The sequence below is a fragment of the Pseudoalteromonas luteoviolacea NCIMB 1944 genome, from assembly GCF_001625565.1.
Classification (GTDB): domain Bacteria; phylum Pseudomonadota; class Gammaproteobacteria; order Enterobacterales; family Alteromonadaceae; genus Pseudoalteromonas; species Pseudoalteromonas luteoviolacea_F.
Genome location: NZ_AUXS01000032.1, coordinates 110,872 through 130,021, shown reverse-complemented (window position 1 = coordinate 130,021; position 19,150 = coordinate 110,872). Strand labels below are relative to the sequence as shown.

At 40.3% G+C, this 19,150-nt stretch carries 12 protein-coding genes; 4 read left to right on the top strand and 8 right to left on the bottom strand.

The annotated features are described in order from the left end of the window. Positions 1 to 1,476 precede the first annotated feature (1,476 nt). The gene (locus tag N483_RS11975) at positions 1,477 to 4,008 is read right to left on the bottom strand and encodes a TonB-dependent receptor plug domain-containing protein (RefSeq protein WP_023401612.1); all 2,532 of its coding nucleotides are present in this window, start codon (positions 4,006 to 4,008) and stop codon (positions 1,477 to 1,479) included. Between the two features lie 122 nt (positions 4,009 to 4,130). Then, positions 4,131 to 5,054: a LysR family transcriptional regulator gene (locus N483_RS11970; RefSeq protein ID WP_036977239.1), complete on the bottom strand. Its 924-nt coding sequence runs from the start codon at positions 5,052 to 5,054 to the stop codon at positions 4,131 to 4,133. Positions 5,055 to 5,152: 98 nt separating this feature from the next. On the opposite strand from N483_RS11970, the gene N483_RS11965 reads away from it, so the two are divergent. Then, positions 5,153 to 5,521: a cupin domain-containing protein gene (locus N483_RS11965; protein ID WP_023401614.1), complete on the top strand. Its 369-nt coding sequence runs from the start codon at positions 5,153 to 5,155 to the stop codon at positions 5,519 to 5,521. Between the two features lie 51 nt (positions 5,522 to 5,572). On the opposite strand, the gene N483_RS11960 is transcribed toward N483_RS11965, so the two are convergent. Next, a complete protein-coding gene (locus N483_RS11960) occupies positions 5,573 to 7,060 on the bottom strand; it encodes an amidohydrolase family protein (RefSeq protein ID WP_023401615.1) in 1,488 nt (495 codons plus the stop codon). Positions 7,061 to 7,177: 117 nt separating this feature from the next. Here N483_RS11960 and N483_RS11955 point away from each other — a divergent pair, with 117 nt between their 5' ends. After that, positions 7,178 to 8,950 carry a winged helix-turn-helix domain-containing protein gene (locus tag N483_RS11955; RefSeq protein ID WP_023401616.1) on the top strand — a complete coding sequence of 591 codons (1,773 nt, stop codon included), beginning with the start codon at positions 7,178 to 7,180 and terminating at the stop codon, positions 8,948 to 8,950. Between the two features lie 31 nt (positions 8,951 to 8,981). Here N483_RS11955 and N483_RS11950 read toward each other — a convergent pair whose 3' ends face one another. Then, complete coding sequence (locus tag N483_RS11950) at positions 8,982 to 9,860, bottom strand: LysR family transcriptional regulator (protein WP_023401617.1); 879 nt, start codon at positions 9,858 to 9,860, stop codon at positions 8,982 to 8,984. Between the two features lie 112 nt (positions 9,861 to 9,972). On the opposite strand from N483_RS11950, the gene N483_RS11945 reads away from it, so the two are divergent. Continuing rightward, positions 9,973 to 10,575: a short chain dehydrogenase gene (locus N483_RS11945; protein WP_023401618.1), complete on the top strand. Its 603-nt coding sequence runs from the start codon at positions 9,973 to 9,975 to the stop codon at positions 10,573 to 10,575. Between the two features lie 598 nt (positions 10,576 to 11,173). Continuing rightward, positions 11,174 to 11,539: a VOC family protein gene (locus tag N483_RS11940; RefSeq protein ID WP_023401619.1), complete on the top strand. Its 366-nt coding sequence runs from the start codon at positions 11,174 to 11,176 to the stop codon at positions 11,537 to 11,539. Here N483_RS11940 and N483_RS11935 read toward each other — a convergent pair. Genes N483_RS11935 through N483_RS11920 form a run of 4 tightly spaced genes read right to left on the bottom strand, consistent with a single transcriptional unit; the run spans position 11,536 to position 18,830 of the window. Next, on the bottom strand, positions 11,536 to 12,627 hold the full coding sequence (locus N483_RS11935; protein WP_023401620.1) for a TfuA-like protein: 1,092 nt from the start codon (positions 12,625 to 12,627) through the stop codon (positions 11,536 to 11,538). The two genes, N483_RS11940 and N483_RS11935, sit on opposite strands and share 4 nt — an antisense overlap. After that, entirely contained in the window at positions 12,624 to 13,853 is a 1,230-nt protein-coding gene (locus tag N483_RS11930; protein WP_063383349.1) for a YcaO-like family protein, read from the bottom strand. Before N483_RS11930 ends, N483_RS11935 begins: the two co-directional genes overlap by 4 nt. 49 nt (positions 13,854 to 13,902) lie before the next feature. Then, the gene (locus N483_RS11925) at positions 13,903 to 14,766 is read right to left on the bottom strand and encodes a hypothetical protein (protein ID WP_023401622.1); all 864 of its coding nucleotides are present in this window, start codon (positions 14,764 to 14,766) and stop codon (positions 13,903 to 13,905) included. Between the two features lie 14 nt (positions 14,767 to 14,780). After that, positions 14,781 to 18,830 carry a protein kinase domain-containing protein gene (locus N483_RS11920; RefSeq protein ID WP_052027444.1) on the bottom strand — a complete coding sequence of 1,350 codons (4,050 nt, stop codon included), beginning with the start codon at positions 18,828 to 18,830 and terminating at the stop codon, positions 14,781 to 14,783. Positions 18,831 to 19,150 lie beyond the last annotated feature (320 nt).

Sequence of the window (19,150 nt, the reverse complement as noted above, 5' to 3'; positions counted from 1 at the left end):
CTTAAAAAGCAAGCGTGTTGTGCATTGAATAAATGCGCGAGATAAAAATAAATAAGGACACAATAAATGAAACTTAAAAAGAAAAACTTAATAGTTCTCAATCGGAATCAACTGCCATTAGTATTTGGGGGGCTAACTGCGTCCAATACTGCAAAAGAGCCGCCTCCGCAAAATGCTGCAGGATAGGTTGTAGTTACTTTTCTGGAGCACAGGAAAAGGATGAAAGGCTAGGTCTATTTGAAGCCCTTAACGCTGCTGACGTCTTAGAGTTGAAAATCTAGTAGGCTTAGCTTGATTCAATTGGTTTAACTTCTTATCGAATCCTAGTTGGTGATTAGGGTTTTGCTGTTTTTTATACGAAAAATATAGCCAAATGCTGGCTTATATATCAGCTCTAAAATTCTGCCACAGGTGTATGGATGACTTTTGTACGACAATAGAAAGTCACAAAGTGATGGAAAACGAATAACAAGACACTCTTAACCGTTACTGTTCAAACCGCATCGTAAAACCTGAAACTATATGAGGTAAATACAGCTAAGCTGTATTAGGCAAATTGTCGACCTATCTTTTTAATATTAACGCGTATCTAATCAAGCTATTCTAGAAGTTGATTTAAGCAACATTATACTTACATGCCTTGGGCACAGATTGCCCGCTTGCTGAACAGGTTTTGGCGTGCTGAAGGGAAGAAGGGGTTGAGTTTTCAAACTTCTGGAAGATCTTAAAGAACGGATGTTGATTGGCTTTACAGTGCTATTATCTATCGTGAAAAGATTATTGCGGTTGTGCACCGTTTAAAGAACCCATAGCTAGTACCAATAATATTTACTCAATTGGTCATCATGGATGCTATAGAATTAAAAACGAACAGAAGTGAGTAGTGTGCAATATCACAACCGACAAACTCTTTATCACTTATTGCTTACCTTTTATCAGTGTGAATTCTGGCGAAGACCAAACCAACATTAATGATAATGTGTACACAATATTGCCTAGCGGAACTTGGGACAGCATCCAATATCACCAAGAAGACATGTACAGAATTTGATATTTGTATACACGAAAGTAAGAGATATCCTTCTATTTCATTTGCCCAGTATGTATATAAAATCTAGCGAAGTTAATGTATTAACTTAAATAAAATGCTATATGGTGAGCGAATAAAGATCTTTATAATAAATTCCTGTTTTTATATTTTCTATAATATTTTAGTCTTTTATCCATTGTGTAAGTTGGCTGGTTTACTTTTGGTGCTTTTTAATGTTTCTCTCAGTTTATTAGGCTTGCGTTTATAAAAATCAAGGTAGTTATTTTTGAATTGAGCTGACCTGTATTTATGTAGATCTTACGAGTTACTAACACTCTTTGTAGCGATATTGAATGGTGTGCTGGATTATCGTACAGAATCTTGATGGTGTGGGTTATTGCTAAAAGTAATGTATTGAGCGAGTGCTCAATACATTACTTCAATTTTTAAAATCTAAAGTTCACTTTGGCGTAATAAGTCATTCCATCAAAGCCGTACGGTAATGCTCTAAGCGGGTAACGCATTGCGCCATTAGTGATAAAGTTCAAGACTTCATCTTCACCTAACTCATTAGGTGTTTTATCAAATAAATTATCGATACCCAAAGACACATCAAAGTGTTCGTTTATTTGATAGCCGAGATTGATATCCACCAGTACCGCTGACTCGACAACGCTGTGATCTTGCCAGCTATTTGTAGGAGACAAAAAGCCCGGCAATTCAATGTGCTTACCAGAGAAGTAAGCGACTTCGGTTTTGCCAAAGTAATTTAAGCGCAGCAGTGATGACCATTTGTCCTGTTTATAGTCAAATGTCAATGTTGCACGCTCTTGCGGTTGGCCGTGAGTTAAAAATGAACGTGTTTGTTCATCTAACGCGATGCTTTCAGGTATTCCCTGTGGAGAGTTAACCTTGTCGATGGTGGTCTTATTCTTGTTGGCAGCAAAAGTTATTTCAAGTTCTCCAGAGGCCACTTCAGTAGAGTAAGAAGCAATTAAATCAATGCCCTTAGTTGTCGAGTCCAGTGAATTGGAGAAGAAATTAGCTTGTACAGCACCCGATGCTTTGAGCGCTGCATTGGCATCTGGGAAGTTGTTCAACTCGTCACTGTCTGCACCTATAAAGCTGCCTAAATTGATACGGTCGTAAATTTTGATTTGGTAAAAGTCTAGCGTGATCGAAAGGTCATTACTCACGTCCCAAGCCAAACCTAAATTGTAGTTGTCGGAAGATTCAAGTTGTAGGCCTTCTATACCAAGAGCTTCTGGGAAAGGTGAACCTGCTGTTGCCGTATAGGATGTAGCAAGTGACCCATCACCCCCCAAGCTGGTCGTAAATGCGGTATAACCAGATTGCTGCAGCGAAGGCGCTCGAAAACCTGTTGAGGCCGCTGCGCGAAGTGCGAAGTCCTCGGTAACTTCATATCTCGTTGCAAGCTTCCAAATAATATCATCGCCAGAGTCCGATACATCTTCATAACGAAGCGCACCACTGACCAACCAATATTCGTTAAGTAGGGTTTCTGCTTCAATGTAAACTGCATGGCTTGAGCGGTCAGCTTTGTTTGCAGCGTCAGGCCTCAAACCTTGATAAGCTTGAAAACCACAATCAGCAAATACGGAAGAATCGATCACAGAAGGGAATGAGCTAGAAGTGTTTGAGAAGCCGCACGCATAAGATGCAACTTCTCCCGGGACAATTTCGTAATTTTCTTTACGGTACTCAGCACCAATCGACAAATAAATTGGCTCAGCATCAGCGCGATCGATAACACCGTTTAGGTCCAAATTTGTGGTCCATTGATCAAATCTGAAGCCACCAGAATATCCGCCTCGAGGGCCTGCATTGTCTCTAACCTGTTCGTCAGTCGCATTTGGATTGTTGGCTAGGTACTCAGCTGCATAAGAAGCGTTGATTGTGTTAGAAGAGGAGTAGTCATATTTGTTTTGACCGTACACATTTGAAAAATCGAAACTCCAATCAGGCGTTATATCCCCTTTAAAGCCAACGGCTAACGAAATGTCATCAGCTTCGTTGTCAATTCGTGGCAAAAAGCCATCAGGATATACTTGAGGGACATTGCGCTCTGCACGGTTAAAATCTCGGTAAAAGCCATTTCCAAACGCTGTTCTATTTGAATAGCCGCCAAAGGAATATAACTCTTTGTCTCCTACGGGGAGAGCAGCATTAAAGAATAGAGAGGTAAATTCGCTGTCAGAATTACCTTGGCGCCACCTGACAGTATCTGATAATTCGCCAGCAGGTATGGTTGAAGAGCCACCTGTATCGCGCTCAGCTCGGTTGGTGCCATCAGCGTCTCTGTACTCTAGAGATAAGTTGATAAAGCCGCCTTCGCTACCAATATCAAAACCTCTATTTAAACCAAAAGCATAGGTATCGCCGTCACCTTCTCCAGTTGAGCTGCCTTGGAAGAAACCTGTCGTTTCACCTGTAGAATCATTTAAAGATAAGTTGATCACGCCTGCAATGGCATCCGAGCCATATCGAGCGGCGGCGCCATCTCTTAGGATCTCAACATTTTTTAGTGCCATCATGGGTATGGAGTTCATATCTGTACCAGCTGCACCAGCCCCTACTGTGCCTGTTAAGCCAAATATGGCCTGGTTATGTCTTCTTTTACCATTAATAAGTACAAGCGTTTGGTCGGGTTGGAGTCCCCTTAACGTCGCAGGGCGAAAAAGGTCGGAGCCATCAGAAACCTGTGTTCGACTAAAGTTAAAAGAGGGTGCAATTGACTGCAAACTTTGCCCTAATTCTGTGTAACCACCTTTGTTGAGTTGTTCAGTATCTAAAATATCGATTGGAGAGGTTGATTCGGTGGCCGTACGGTTTGAGACTTTTGAGCCAAGGACTGAAATGGTTTCAATTTTTTCTTCAGTTGGCTCATTGGCTTGCGCCATCGTGGTACTGGCCAATAGTGCTAATGCTATTGGTGATAGCTTGAGAGATCCTGTCATAACTTACTACTCTATAATTATTTTTTGTTTTAACGGCTTTGCCTGTCTTAGACGTTGTCACAAATAAAACTCAAGCGCAATATTTTTGTTCTAAATATGTAAACAGGATGTCGAACGCATGACTATGAAAAACCTTCAAGTATTTGTGTAGCAATAGTTTCGAGTTCAGATCTCAGCCATATTAGACCTTGGTCTAAGTTATAAGATGGATGCCAGACCATGAACAATTTATAGTCAGGCAATGCAAGTGGTGGCTCTAATATCTGTACATTTTTTACTTCATGTTGTCTGATAGAGAGAGCGGGGACCGTAGCGATTAAATCACTGTTGCTTACCAGTTCTACCACATTCATAAGATGTGGTACTGTAGCCGCTATATGACGATACTTTCCGAGCTTTTCCAGTTCATTGTCTAAACTTCCGGTTTCTGCCCCCCAAGGAGAGACTAGTACATGTTTTGCACTTAAATAAGTTTCTAAAGAGAGATTATTTGAAATGAGCGGATGTTGTTTCCTAGCAATGACACGATAGTTCCCAGAAATTAATTTTTGTTGGCTAAGGGTATTTTCAAAAGCATGTGCGTGACTAAATGTCAGCACCAAATCGATATGATTGGAAGACAACTCCCTAGTTGGGATTTCAGAGCTCAGATCAATGACTTTAATTCGTATATTGCCGTTAAGTGTGGATAACATATTGAGCAAAGGGTAAATAAATAGCTTAGTTGTAAAGTCAGTGGCGGCGATAACGAACTGCCGGTTTGACGTACTTTTACAAAAGCTATCAAGACCATTCGCAACTTGGTTTAAAAGTGCAAGACCTTGCTGTGCGAGTGGCTGTATATTTAGTGCCTTTTGAGTTGGAAGCATTTTACCGTTTTCTCTAACAAAAAGAGGATCGTTAAATGCAATTCGAAGCCTTTTTAATGCATGGCTCATCGCGGATTGGCTCAAGCTTAAGCTTTTTGCAGCGCCGGATACGCTTTGAGTTTGATATAGCGCATCAAGCACTAACCACAGGTTTTGGTCAAACTGTCTTAGATTCATTCTATGTACCAAATTCATATTTATCTGAAAAATGTACATTTGATTCATGTTTGATTGCAACTTAATCTACAGAGAAGGCAATTTAAGGAGCTTTATACATGAACGATAACGTCGCAATTAATTTGGCTCAAAAACTGGCACTTTTTGAAGAGCATTGGTCACCTAAAGTAATTGGACAAATGAATGATTATCAAATAAAAGTGGTTAAAGTACTTGGAGAGTTTACGTGGCATCAACACGATGATACCGATGAACTGTTTTTGGTTTTGAAAGGACAGTTGGACATTCATTTCGAAAATAGAGTTGTGACGCTTAAAAGCGGGGAAATGCTTGTGGTGAAAAAGGGAGAACAACATAAACCTGTAGCGGAAAAAGAGTGTGAAATTTTACTCATAGAGCCAAAAGGCGTTGTCAATACTGGCGACGCTGGTGGTAAGTTGACCGCAAAAAATGATATATGGATATGAATGAACCCAGCATTGAGATGGGCACTCAATGCTAGGTAAAATTCAATACGATCATAAATTGCGAATGTGAAAGGTTGCTCTTTTGTGAGCATGGCCGTTTAGGATGACGCTGTGAATATCGTCATACGCATCGACAGATATGAGAGGGTTGGAATTTAGCAGTAATATGTTTGCAATTTTACCCGGTTGAATTGTTCCATATTTTGACTCCAAGCCATATGCCTTGGCATTATTTATTGTTGCGCTGGCTAACAGTCCGACTAGGTCGACACCTGAGTCATGCATATCCTGCAACTCCCAAAAAGTAGATAGCCCAGGTTGAGAGGCGTAGGTCGGGGCAGGTGGTGTGTCTGAGCCTAATAGTATTTTCCCGCCATTTCGGTAAAGATAATTTAAAACACGTTTGCCGTTAGTTTGTTTGCTGCGCATGTAATCAATTTTTTGTTGGTGCGTCAGACCTTGCCAGCCGGATACCATTTCACGAGCAAACCATTGGCCATTAGCAGAGGTATACCAGCTAATTTGCCAACTAGGTAAAATTGTTTTGTATTTGGGGTTGTCCAAATGATTGGGCACCATTACATCAGTGAGGCTGCGCATGACATTTAGAGAGGGCTGGTAGTAAGTCTGGGCTTTTAAGATACCATTAGCAACGCGTTGAACATCTTTTGGTAAAGCGAGGGAAATATCGTCCCCTTGCTGGTGTTCATCCAACCAATTCCAAATGCCATGAGCTAAAATATCAACATTACTTTTGAGTGCAATTGCATGCATGTCAGTCGCATTGGCGTGAACCATCACCGGCAAATTTTGGCGATTCGCTTCATCAACTATTTGTTCTACATTTTCATTATCAATGAGGCGAATATTTGTCGCTTTATCAAATCCATCTTCTAAAAATATTTTGGCGCAGATTGCCCCGTCTTTTTTTATTCTTTTGACAACCGCTTGGGCTTCGTGATGTGAGTTAACGGATGTAGTGATTAGATGAGTTGGGTCGCCATGTTGATGAACATAATAAGGCCTATGCTCATTAAGGTGTTGATATTTAATACCTTGAGCAGAGTAGCCCTGATATATTGGCATTGCACCACAAAAATAGGCATTGGGTGACATGCTAAGCTTTTTAAAGTCAGCGATGCCCTGCGCTGTATTTGCAGGGTCTACTACTTGTGTTACGCCATAGTATAAGTAGTTACTACCTTGGCGTTTTAAATAGGATGTTTGCATTTTTTGAGCGTTTTGGTCTGTTTTTAAAAGTCCAGGCATAGTTCGTAAATGTGTGTGGCTATCAGTTAGCCCGGGAATTAAAAATTGTCCATTGGCATTTATGATTTTTTTGGCTGATGGCTGTTTCGCTTTATCTGAAACCTCAATTATTCGCCCATTGTTAATTGATAGCCAATGATTGGTTTTTATTGATACTTCGCTTTGGGTTATCGGTGATATAATCGTTGCATCAGTGATTAGCAAGTCAACTTTAGCGTAAGCTAGGTTGGTCGTAGTCAATAGAGCAGTAAGTTGAATATATTTTTTCATAGGACCTCCGTTGTTACACAGAGCTTATAAAAACTGCCAGTGATGTAATGAAAAACTAATAATATAAATCTTAAATTTGTCTTAAAAAAATAAAAAGCAATAAAAACAAAAGCTAATATGAATTCAACGATAGAAAGTATTCGGGTTGGGAAATGGGTTGTAATACCTAGATTGAACAAAATACAACTTGCTAGTTCGGCTAACGTACATGTTGTGACGCCAAAAGTGATGGCGCTTCTTACGACCTTGATTGAAAATCGCAATAGCCCTTTAAGCGTTGATGAGCTTGCCCAACGAGTTTGGCCTGACAGAGTGGTGTCTGACAACTCAGTCTATCAAGCGGTAGCAATGCTTAGAAAAGTGCTCAATGAAGAAAGCGACATTGATTATATCGAACGTATTTCTGGCCAAGGATATCGACTGTCTACTGAAATTGACGTGTTTAACTTAGACTCCAACGTGGTGGATAAAAAGAAAAAGACACATGCGTATCTGTATATAAGCACTCTATTTGCGTTACTCATAGTATTGCTGATTATCTATGTTTTTGGCCAAAGGCAACAAAATGATTTAAAAAGTGACCCACACTTTGAGGCTATATCTTTAGCTGAGCACCTTACTAAATCTAAACTACCAGAGAGAATTACTAAGGCGAAACAAATTTACACCGAAGTTTTGGAAGGAAGTCCTGAACATGTTGTGGCGATGAGTGGTTTATGTAATACGCATATGGCTTTGGCAATATATGGCTCACTTCCTGAATCACAGGTAGATGCTTTATGCCGACCACTTTTATTTAAGGCACTAGAGCTTGATAGCAACAATGCAGATGTACTTACTTCGCTTGCGAGATTAGAGACCTTGAGTAGAAAGTTTGATCAAGCGAAAGTGTATTTTGAACAAGCACTTTCTTTGTCAAATGAATCACCCATGCTATGGCATTGGTACGGACGCTTTCACCGAGAGAAAAACAATCTAGATAAAGCGCTAGATGCCCATTTAAAAGCATTTAGGCTAGCCCCTAACAACCCAACGGTGCTAAGAGGATTAGCATACACCTACTTGAATCGTCGAGACTTAAAAAATGCACGAAAGTATTTTGAGCGTAGTGTTGAAATCGCGCCCCACGCTAAACACATTGCGCTTTATCAATTAGATTTTTACCTGCTAAACGAGCAAAGAGCGAAAGCGTATAAAGTTTGGTACGAAAGACACATGACAGAGTACAGTCGAGTGTACCCTTTGCATAAGCTCTCGCATATTTTGTTTTTACTGAGTACTGGAAACTTAGAAGAAGCAATACAAAAATCAGAAGAAATCCAAATAACGCGACAAAACGTGACGTCATTTAACCTCTACGTACGTGCAGGGCTAAAGTGGTACCAACAAGATAAACAGGGCGCAATTGGATTGTTAAAGCAGCGCTATTTACTTGCCCCAGAAGACAATCACTATGCAATGCCATACATCATGGGGCTTTATCAAACTAGGCAGTATAGTGCCGCAAAGCAGCTATTTGAAAAGCACTTTAGGTCAGTTAGCAGTTTGAATCGAAACGTTAACGAACATGTTGGTGTTTATTTGCTTTATGCAATGATTTTAAAGAAGCTGGAACAGGGGAGTAAGGTGCAGGAAATAAGAGCACTTATTGCTGATCACTTAAATGGGTCGACGAAATTGGATATTCGATATCAACCCTTTTGGTATTCCCTAAACGAAGAGCCAGAGCAACTGAAAACGTCACTATTCAAGTTATTGGATAGTGGATGGCTGCCCGATACCAATGACAACATCTTTGCTATAGAAATGCATAGTGAACTGATTGATGAAGTAGAATTACGTGATATGTGGCTAAATATGTTGAATACCACGCAAGCGGATCTGCAATAACCCGATCATTGGTAAAGCACCAAGCAAGTCTTTAAGAAAACGCATCTGTCAGGTATTCAATTAATTTACGTTTAGCAGGACTGAGTAATTGGCGGTTTGGATATACCAATGAAATGGGCAGAGGCTCGACTGTGAAATCCGATAACACTTGGACAAGCTCACCAGTTGATAGATGCGCGTCAACAATTTGGAGGGGCAGATAGGCTATGCCAAGTCCTGCACGCGCCATTTCGCAAAGCGCTGAATCATCATTTACATCATATTGCCCATCTACTTTTACGGTGAAAGAACGTTTGTGCTCTTTGAACGACCAACGCTTAGGGTGCGTGAGCATGGTATTGATCAGGCAGTTGTGTTGCATTAACTCTTTCGGATGGTTGAGTTTGCCATGTGTATTCAAATACTCTGGACTTGCGACCAAAGCCAGTTTCAGTTCAGAGATACTTCTGGCGACTAAATTGGAGTCTTCCAAGTGTCCGACTCTAATCGCGAAGTCATAGCCTTCTTCTACGAGATTAATTGTTCGATTAATTTGGGTGATTGAAATTGAAATTTCAGGGTGTTTCTTTAGTAGCGAGTTATATAAGGGAGTAAGTACTATTTTACTGAGGATTGGCGGGACCGTGAGTTGAATATGGTCTCTATAAACCACATCGTCTTTATGAATTGCTTCCAACGCCTGCACACTGTCTGTTATTTCAGATATTTTTGTAAGGTATTGACGTCCATCCGCTGTGAGTGTAACTGAGCGGGTAGTTCTTTGCAGTAACCTCACGCCAAAATGCTTTTCAAGTTCGTTTACTTGGCGACTTACCGCAGAAGTGACTAAGTTAAGTTGGTCCGCGGCTTGGCTAAAGCTGCCTAATTCACACACCTTTTGAAATACCAACATAGATTTAAATAGATTCATTGTGCATTAAAAGTGAAAAGAGAGTTTATTTTGTCATTATTTATCATATTTTATGAATTATCTACACTGCATTCATCAAATCAAAGCAACTTATTAAATTTGGAGAATGACTATGAAAATTTTATTGATTGGCGCAACAGGTACTATCGGCAAAGCGGTCCATGCACGTTTGGCACAATCGCATGAAGTGCTCACGGTAGGCCATAAAGATGGTGAATTTCAGGTGGATTTACAAAGTAAATTGTCAATTCAGGCGCTGTTTGAAAAAGTGGGAGAAGTAGATGCCATAATTTCAACCACAGGTATGGCAGCCTTTGCTCCATTAAGTGAGTTAACTGATGAGCAGTATGAGTTAGGTTGGCAAAATAAACTGATGGGTCAAATCAATTTGTATAGAGTCGGTGCCGGTTTCGTCAACGCTGGTGGCAGTATAACTTTGACCTCAGGCATGCTTTCAGAAGAACCTATGGTTGGCTCTGCTTCCATTAGTGCGGTCAATGGTGCACTCAACGCTTTTGTAAAAGCTGCGGCCTTAGAGTTGGGTGATTCTCTAAGAATAAACGCAGTAAGCCCCATATTTGTAAAAGAAACTATGGAAATGATGGGTATGGATAGCAGCACGGGTATGTCGGCTGCAAATACGGCAGTTACTTATCAAGCGGCGATAGAAGGGGTTATGACAGGGCAGGTGCTTGATGTGAGGGAGTTTGTTTAAATACTAGATTACAAAAATTCTTGTATATAAATAAACAGGATAGAAAGCCTAGGTACTTGTATTTATAAGTGCCTAGAAGGGTCAAAATATATAACCCTTGTTAGTTACTTTTGTCTCTTTTAAAGATTTAGCTCGCATTCCTAGCCTAACTGACACATTGTACAATCTTTGCCTGATTGCCTGATTGCCTGATTGCCTGATTGGCGCCAGATATGACAGAGCTAGGGAACGAAAACTCTTACCGTTTTTGATTGGGGTTGATTCTCGAGAATAGTCAAATACGATAGTTTCAAGATCTTGGCTTTTAATCAGCGCCATTTTGGTTTCGTATAGGTGTTAATTGGCATAGCTCTGTTAGAATTTTTTGAGACGGACATACTGTGTTTGAGGGGCTGTTTTTTATTTATGCATTTCTGTGGGAATGAGAAGAGAGCTTTAGAAATGAACAAAGCGCGTATTGATATCGTCAGGGCAGAAGAGTTGTGATTGAACTGTATGCTTATAAATTGAAAACATTACTTTTAAAATCATGTGTATATTGAATTACGGACCCATTTTAATTAAATTATGAACTTCAATAAAATAATGAGAGAAAAATATGTTAAAGCTTTTTGCATTGCAAGTGAGTGTTCATGACGTAGAAGCCGCAAGAGATTTTTATGTTAATGGACTTGGTTTTGAGGTCATAGGAGATGATCTGTTACCGCAAGCTATGTATGTGAAAAAAGATGATTTAACAATTATCTTAAATAAAGTTGAGCAGCCAAAAGAGATCACATACCCAGATCAATCTCAAATGATCATTAATCTCGTCACGACTGATCTTGAAGGCGCGCTAGCTGATTTGAAGGCAAAAAATTTAAATTTGCTGCATGAAAGTGCGCAAGAATGTCCTGTTGCACACTATATTGCTGTTGCAGATCCAAGTGGAAATGTAATTGAAATCATTCAAATGAAAGATTAGTTCAACTTATCCAGTTCACCTGAACTTAAAATTTCATCGATTGCGAAACTGGACTGATCACTGAGTTTCGCTTTCAAAAGATCTAAAGCTGTTTCCCGTTCAATAAACTGAATAAACTCGTCAGGCGTAAGAGATAAACTATCTAAACGTTTTCCAAGTTTATTGAAATCCGTTTGTCCATTACTGCTACATGCCCATTTTTGCGCAATTTTGTGCATCGTTGGTAGCGTTTCTTCCTTTGAAACTTCACTTATGAGTTTTTTGGCTAAATAACGGCTTAAGATTTGAGTTTCGTAGCCATCATGGTTTATTGCCGTATTGGACAGTAAATGACTAGAATAATACGGTGTTTTTTCTTCTACGTTGAATTCATCTAGCATCATTTGCCAAGCGTCAGTAAAGCTAAAATCAAAGTTAGGCGCAGGAGGAAATACAGATTTGTTTTCGGTCGTTGTCTTGATAAGATCTAGCGCCTTAAGTGCGTCAAGTTTTTTCAACGAAGGGGCATTATTCACAAAGTGGATAAACTGATTTAAGCCTTCTTCCTCAAGAAGTTGAGCCGCTGCTTCGAATACTAGCGTATAGGTACGATAGGGATACCATGTTTCTTTTAATTTGCTCTCGATAGATGTCGCGACTTCGTCACTAATAATACCTGCTTTAACGCTGGACTTAAGCGTGAATTTTATATCTACCAGTGCCTCTGAAATATGCCCGTATCCATATGATTTATCGGTATGAAGCAAAGTGACTTCGTCATCATCCTCTATTTCTCCAGAATCAAAGGATTCGAATACGTCACCGACCCCTATCATGCCATATAAAGCAAGCTCAGTTGCGCGCAAAGCACCCATACTCGAGCATCCAATTACCACGATATTACTGTCAATCGCATCCAGTATTTCCTTATGCCAAACAGCTGGGTGCTGCTCAAATATTCCATCAATTAGCAAAATAATATTTGGTTTTAGCGCTTTGGACTTGAGTATATCTCCTTGTTTTGCGGGAGGAAGGACAGTCGCGTTTGGGAGTACTGAAGTAATCTCACTTTCTGAGATTGTTGGTCCTGCAAATACAATTACCTTCATGGGATGAGACTCTCTGTGTTTGATTGTGCTACGTGCTTCGCTCGTAGGCCAAAAACGTACCCTGGGGTGTCATGAATTCCTTCTAAGTTTGGTGCAATAACTCTGACAACTGGGATCTGGTATTTTGATTTGGTTAAATCGATATAAATGGGATTAATATCACAATGTTTGAGCTTGAGAAGAACATGACTAAGATCATCTTCGATGGTTTCACTTTGAAAGCTAATAAGCGAATTAACGTCTAGTTGATGCTCAGGTTCGTCTTGTAGGAGTTTACGTAGCTCAGACATAGCCTCTAATTGACGTTTAGACTCATATTTGGCGAGGTTAATATCGTCTCGGGAGCCAGAGATAAGAGTGAGCCTCGTTTGGATCGCTTCAGTTATTGCTCTTGAGAGCGCGACGTTAGCATTTGGGTGTGTTCCAGCTCCTGAGGCCGAATATAGGGGCCTATATAGGTTTTCTTGTTCATCAATGATGGTTGCTAAAAAAGTTGGAACGCCAATATCGCTGGTAATATCCCATACAGCACATAATACACCAGCAATAGAGAGTTTTGACAGTAGCTCAGAGATTGAACTGTCTGTAATCGTTTTTAAATCCACGCGTTTGTTTTGGTATTTATGGCTCTCTTTCAATGACCATAAGCACAGCGCATCTCGTTCAATCACCTCACACAACCCATGAAGTTGTGCCTCTTCTATGGTGTTACCAGAGGCAAGTCCATTGGTACTCATTTGAAAAACGCCGCTGCCAGCAGGCAATGGCAGTGTATAATCGCAATGTACCAAGTCATAGGGTACATATAAAGCGCACTTGTCATCAAAGGCTTCAGCTGCAATCCAAAGGCGTTTTTCTTTTGGGCAAAACGGTTTCACACTCAATTTAGGTAGTGAGGCTATTTCTACGAAGGAGTGCTCCTGCTTTAACTCGTTATAACTCATAAACTTAAGTGGCAAGTCTATATTTTCTGCATGATAAGTCTCGATAGCTTCCATGGCCGCTGAGACTTTAGCCGCAGCTAGTGTTGCCCCTTTGCCTTGTGAAACTGCCACGGCTTTAGAATTTGGACGACAGGCGGTTGCAACAGGGACACCGATATTATCTAAGCCAGTTACATTTGCGATGCGAGTGATCCCCATCGTTTTGAGCATGGGAGAAATTTTATCTAGTGTTTGCTGAGGGCTTAGGACACGATGCGTGCCTTCAAAATACTGTTTTTTCATTTTTTCAACTTGAGAAGGCCCCATCGAAAACAGGGCCTCATTGACTTAGTTAGTCTTTTTTCATAGTGCGCAAGTTAGCGATATAACATGCAGCGCCTAAAAGGTGAGGTGCCATATCACGCGGGTTTATTGCCCCGATCTGTGCGTTTGTATCACCATAATAGCGTTCTAAATACTGACCTGTTTGCTCTTTTTTCAGTTCATCTAGCTTTAATGCTTCGTTTTTGTCGTCCTCATTAGGCACATAATTATCTACCTTGTCGAGCTCTTCTTTGCTGATATAGCTGATCTGGTATCCATACAAGTCATCAATACCTCTAATTCTTTCTGGGTTCTTGAAAGATACGATATATAAGTTTTCTTCTTCGATTGGAGCACTTAACTGATGTTCAAACTCGTGAGGCACAGGGTAGATAGGATCAAATGAGTTTGACTCAAGTTGAATTGGAATATCAAGACCCGAATTTAAAAGTCTTGCAAAGTTAGGGTCGTTTGCATTTAGGCGATTCAGCTGGATCACACGTAAATCAATCATGTAACCTGGTTTTAACGGCGCTTGTCCTGCAAATGTAGTAGGTAGCTTGTCTTTTGCTTCGGCAAGGTTCCAAGGGATCACTTTTGTAACTGCAGGACCCATTAAATTGAGTGGGAATAGGTTGTCTTCGTTTAGGAAAAACTTATGAATATCTTGCTCTGAGTGCACCCACTCGATAAGACGTGAGCCTTCTGTATAGAAATCTACATCTAGGTATACAATTTCGCCATTTTGTCTTAGCACAAACATATTGTGTGCTACTTGGCGCCATTGCTCTGCAATTTGTTCTTCAGTTAAACCCTGAGCTACTTTTGGCGCATTTGAAGTTCTAAAAATATCATTTCTAGAACTTGGTTTATTGTTTTGTGCTTGAGACATCTTGTATTTCCTTTTTATAGGTATTTAGATTGAATTAATGCATCCGTAATATCTATCAAATGTTGGTTGTCGCTGTTTTTACTATATGTTTCTAGTAAAGACTGTATTTGAGAACCTAAGAACATCTGGTTGACATCACACAAGGAGTGGCAAATCTGTTTCAATTTAGGTTGGTACATTTCCCGCGCCTGTGGATCCTGTGCGGACAATGAAATGAGTTGCGCATAAGCAATCCAACTGAAAGGAAAAGAATATGTTTTGCTGAGCTCTTCCCAAATAGCAAAGCAACATTCTAATTGCTCGATGGCTTCAGTCGGGTTGCCGCGTTTAAATGCAACCCATGCCAAATTGGCGTGTGCAGCTGCTTTGTAATCGTCCATATCCGTTTCTTGGCTATATTTAAGTGCTAAGGTTGCGCAAGCGAGTGTTTTATCCACATCTTGTGCCAGTCGATATGAAATCGTTTGATAAGTGATACAGCGAGTTAAAGTAACCTTGTCGTTAAGCTTTTTCGCGATTTCAATTGCTTGATTCAACTTATCGATGGCGGCATCATGCCTTTTATTTAATGAGAGTGAAAAGCCGTTGACGAACAACGCATAAGCGTAAAGCGACGTATCGGCGGTTGCTTTAGCTGAGTTTTCCGCTAACTGGGCAATGTGCAGATCATCGTCGCCAAGAATGTATCTATTTTCACGAAACTTCAGGTGTAATAAATCATCGTAAAATTTTGCTTTCACGGCGTCAGTTCCAATTAGTTCTACAACCGGAGACGTTTGATCAACTAATCTGCTCATTGATGATTTATTGCCGAGCCAATAGTTGACATATAACTGAGCACTTTTTAACGACAACCACAACTGCCACCAGCTGTTGTTTTGTGGTGATTCAGTGTGTGGAAGTGTTTCCAGTATGTTGTCGGCAATTTCATATTGTTCCAATGCATCGCCGTGTTGATGAACGATTTCAAACGTTTTTCCAAGGGTTAGATAGGTTTGTACTGTTAGCTCGTTGAAGTCACTGTGGGCCAGCTTATCAGTAAGCTGGTTCAAATAAATTCGGGCTTTTTCCTGTTGGCCAATTTGCGAGTAGTTGTACCCTAATCGGTACAAGCTCTGTAAGTATATATCGTCACTATTTAATTTTTGTGACTCACTCAACGTAAGCGTTTTATCGAAAAAAGTGATTGCCTCGTCAAGTGAATACTTAACCTCGGCATATTTAGCTGATTTGTAATACCATAAACGAGCTTGGGAAATATCGTTGGCCGCTTCGTAGTGTCTGGCTACTTCAGAACTAAGTGTTGGGTCTTGAGTAACTTCTTGTTCTATTACTTTTGCAGCTTTTAAATGCCATTTTATTAGATGGTTTTTGTCGATTGAGTCGTACGATACGTCTTTGATCAGCGCGTGTCTGAAAATATAATTGTCTGAGTGTGCTTGACGTTGTTTAACTAAAATTCCTTGTTCGACTAACAATTGAAGATCAGCAGACAATTGAGATTCTGTAATATCAACAAGGTTAAATAAACGTTGATGTTCGAATTCGCGCCCAAGCAGAGCAGCTCTTTGAACTGTGTCTTTTGCAAAGCCTAATGATTCCAAATTACTTTGCAGTGACTCCCTTAAAGTCAACGGCACTTGAGCAATGTGCTCGGGACTTGAGAAGCAGTATTCACCGTGTTTGAGCTCAACATATTCCTTTTGTTTGAGCATACCAACTAACTCTTCAATAAATAAAGGTACGCCATCGGCACGACTGATCAAGGTATTATGTAGCTCATTGGAAACGGGTTTATTTGAAAAAAGTTTGCTAATAAACTCGCGCGCATCAGGTTCACTTAGCTTGGCCAATGTCAAAGAGGTATAAGAAATTTTGTTTGCCAATGATTTAGGCAACTTTTCCCTTGATGTGGCTATCACGACGCTATCGGATGTAAGCTGCGGCGTTGCATATTTAAGAAACTCTAATGTGGTATTATCGGCCCAGTGAAGGTCTTCGATAACAAGGCAATTGCGCTTCGGGGCAAAACTTTTTAGAGAAAAAAGCAAAGAATACAAAGATAAAAAAAGCAGCTCTTTTTGCATCTGTGCTGAGCTTGGACTTCGAAGTTGTTTGCCGTCTAATTTAATATTGAGCCAAATGAGTAAAGACGACAGTGCTTGGTCTAAGTTAACTTGCTCAATTTTGTCTGACAGCGTACTTTTAAAAAGGTGATAAGCCTCATGGCTACTGAGCTTTTCAAGCCCGAACTTGTGTTTTACTAAATTTAAAATAGGGTAGAGTGCATTGTTTTGATGTTCGGGTAAACACTGTGCCAGCTGGTAAGCAAAATCGGCATTTCTATTTGTTATTTCTAACAGCAGACGAGATTTCCCCATGCCTGCTTCGCCCTCAATATGAATAAAGCGGTTATCAGAACCAATGCCATTAAACACAGTCTGGATCTGTGCAAGCTCTTGTTGGCGGCCTATAAATTCATGGCTACTTCGTGTGCCTCTCAAGAATCCAAATGCTTCCGCTTTACGCTCTCCAATAAGTGAGAATACTTGTTCAGGGTGATAGGTTTGGCCCAACTTTAACTGAACATACTGTTCAAGCTCACAAAACGGTTCAAGCAATGCTGTGGTGTCATTGCTACATAGGATCTGCTTTTCTTTGGCTGTTCTAGCCAAAGTCATTGCAGCGCTGGCAACATACCCTTCAGGCGTTGCGTTCGCATAGGTTAAAAACATGCCTGTGTGCATGCCAATATGAATGTTTAGCTGGGCTCCATGGGCTTCTCTCATTAAGGCATTTCGTGTTGCAAGCTCACTGAGAATTTCCAAAGCACTTCTGGCGCAAAGACGTGCGTCATTGTCACTGCTTGCCGGGTAACCGAAGTAAAATAGTGAAGTATCTGAAATACTACCGACGTGATAGGCGCCAAATCTTGATGCAACATCAATGAAGTGGTTTCGCTGAGATTTAAATAAAGTATCTAAAACTTCTAAATCATGCTTTCTGTTGTCGACAAAGCTGGTGCTAAAACGAATGGCGAGCACCGTAATTTGTTTTTTTTCGCTACTAACTGTTTGAATGCTAGCTGATGATAACGCGGTGGCGTCTTCGGGCCGAAAAACAACGGTTTCGTCGTCAAAGTTTGGATGATTTGCTGTTGGTGCTGCGAGCCCCACTAAATTTGACATATTAGTGGACTTTAATTCATCAAATATTTCGGCGCCGGTTACAACTCGCTCTGAGACATCTTTTTTTAGGACACGTCTAAGTAACTCAGAAATAGGGTGGCTAAGAATGGCACTCGGCAAGGGAATATGAGCTTCGCTAAGCTGTTTATGATAAATGGCGGCGACGCTTGTACCATTCATAGCTGGTGAGCCAGTTAAACATTCAAGGAACACCAAACCCCAGACATATAAGTCAGTTTTGGTTGTAGCAGGCTCTCCGCGTAATTGCTCTGGTGAACTATAAGAGGGCGTGCCTAGCGTTTCTTGTGTGAGTGTTAGCGTTCTAAAGTCTGATTGCCTATTGTCCTGAGTAAAAGTGCCGATACCAAAGTCTAAAATTTTAACATGCAACTTAGCCCCGGCTCTGGTAAGCATAATGTTGGCAGGCTTAATGTCTCTATGAACAATGCATTTGTCATGGGCATGTATAAGCGCATCCAATACTTGAAGCATAATATCAGTCGCTTCCAATGCCTCAAATGCACCATCTATTAGCAAATGCTCGCGCAGTGATCGTCCTTCGACAAATTCGAAAACACCGTAAAGCAGGTCTTCGTCAATCTGCCCTTTATTGAGTAATCGAACTATATTCGGATGCTCTAGTCGGCTACTTAGGTCAGTTTCTCGTTTAAACCTATCAATATACCTTTGCTTTTTTTGTTCGTCGAAGTGCTGGTCAATAGCCAAAAACTTGATGGCTACATATTGACCAGTATTTACTTGCCTCGCTTTAAAGACTTTCCCGAAGCCACCTTCACCTATTTTATTTAACAACTCATATCTTGAAGATTCAAAGCGTTCAAGAATGTGGGAGTCAGAGAATTGAGTTAATGACATGATTGTAAAAAGCTTCTTTTCATTTAAGTTTGTGTCTTTATTGCGATATACAACTGACATATGAAAGTGAATTAATAGCAGAGGTATAGCAAACGTAACTAATTATAAGAGAACAAATTATAACTATTGCTTTTTCTAACGCTAGTCTTTTCGGTATCGCAGTGTAGGCACTCATCTTTTAGTATTAATAAAAGAATCATCATATATCTTTGTCTAATGAAAAAGATAGTTATTTTATTTATAAAAAATCAATAAACTCATCAGGGAACACGCCTTTATTTTCCACAAAATGAGATCACAGTAAATACCTGTGTAATGTA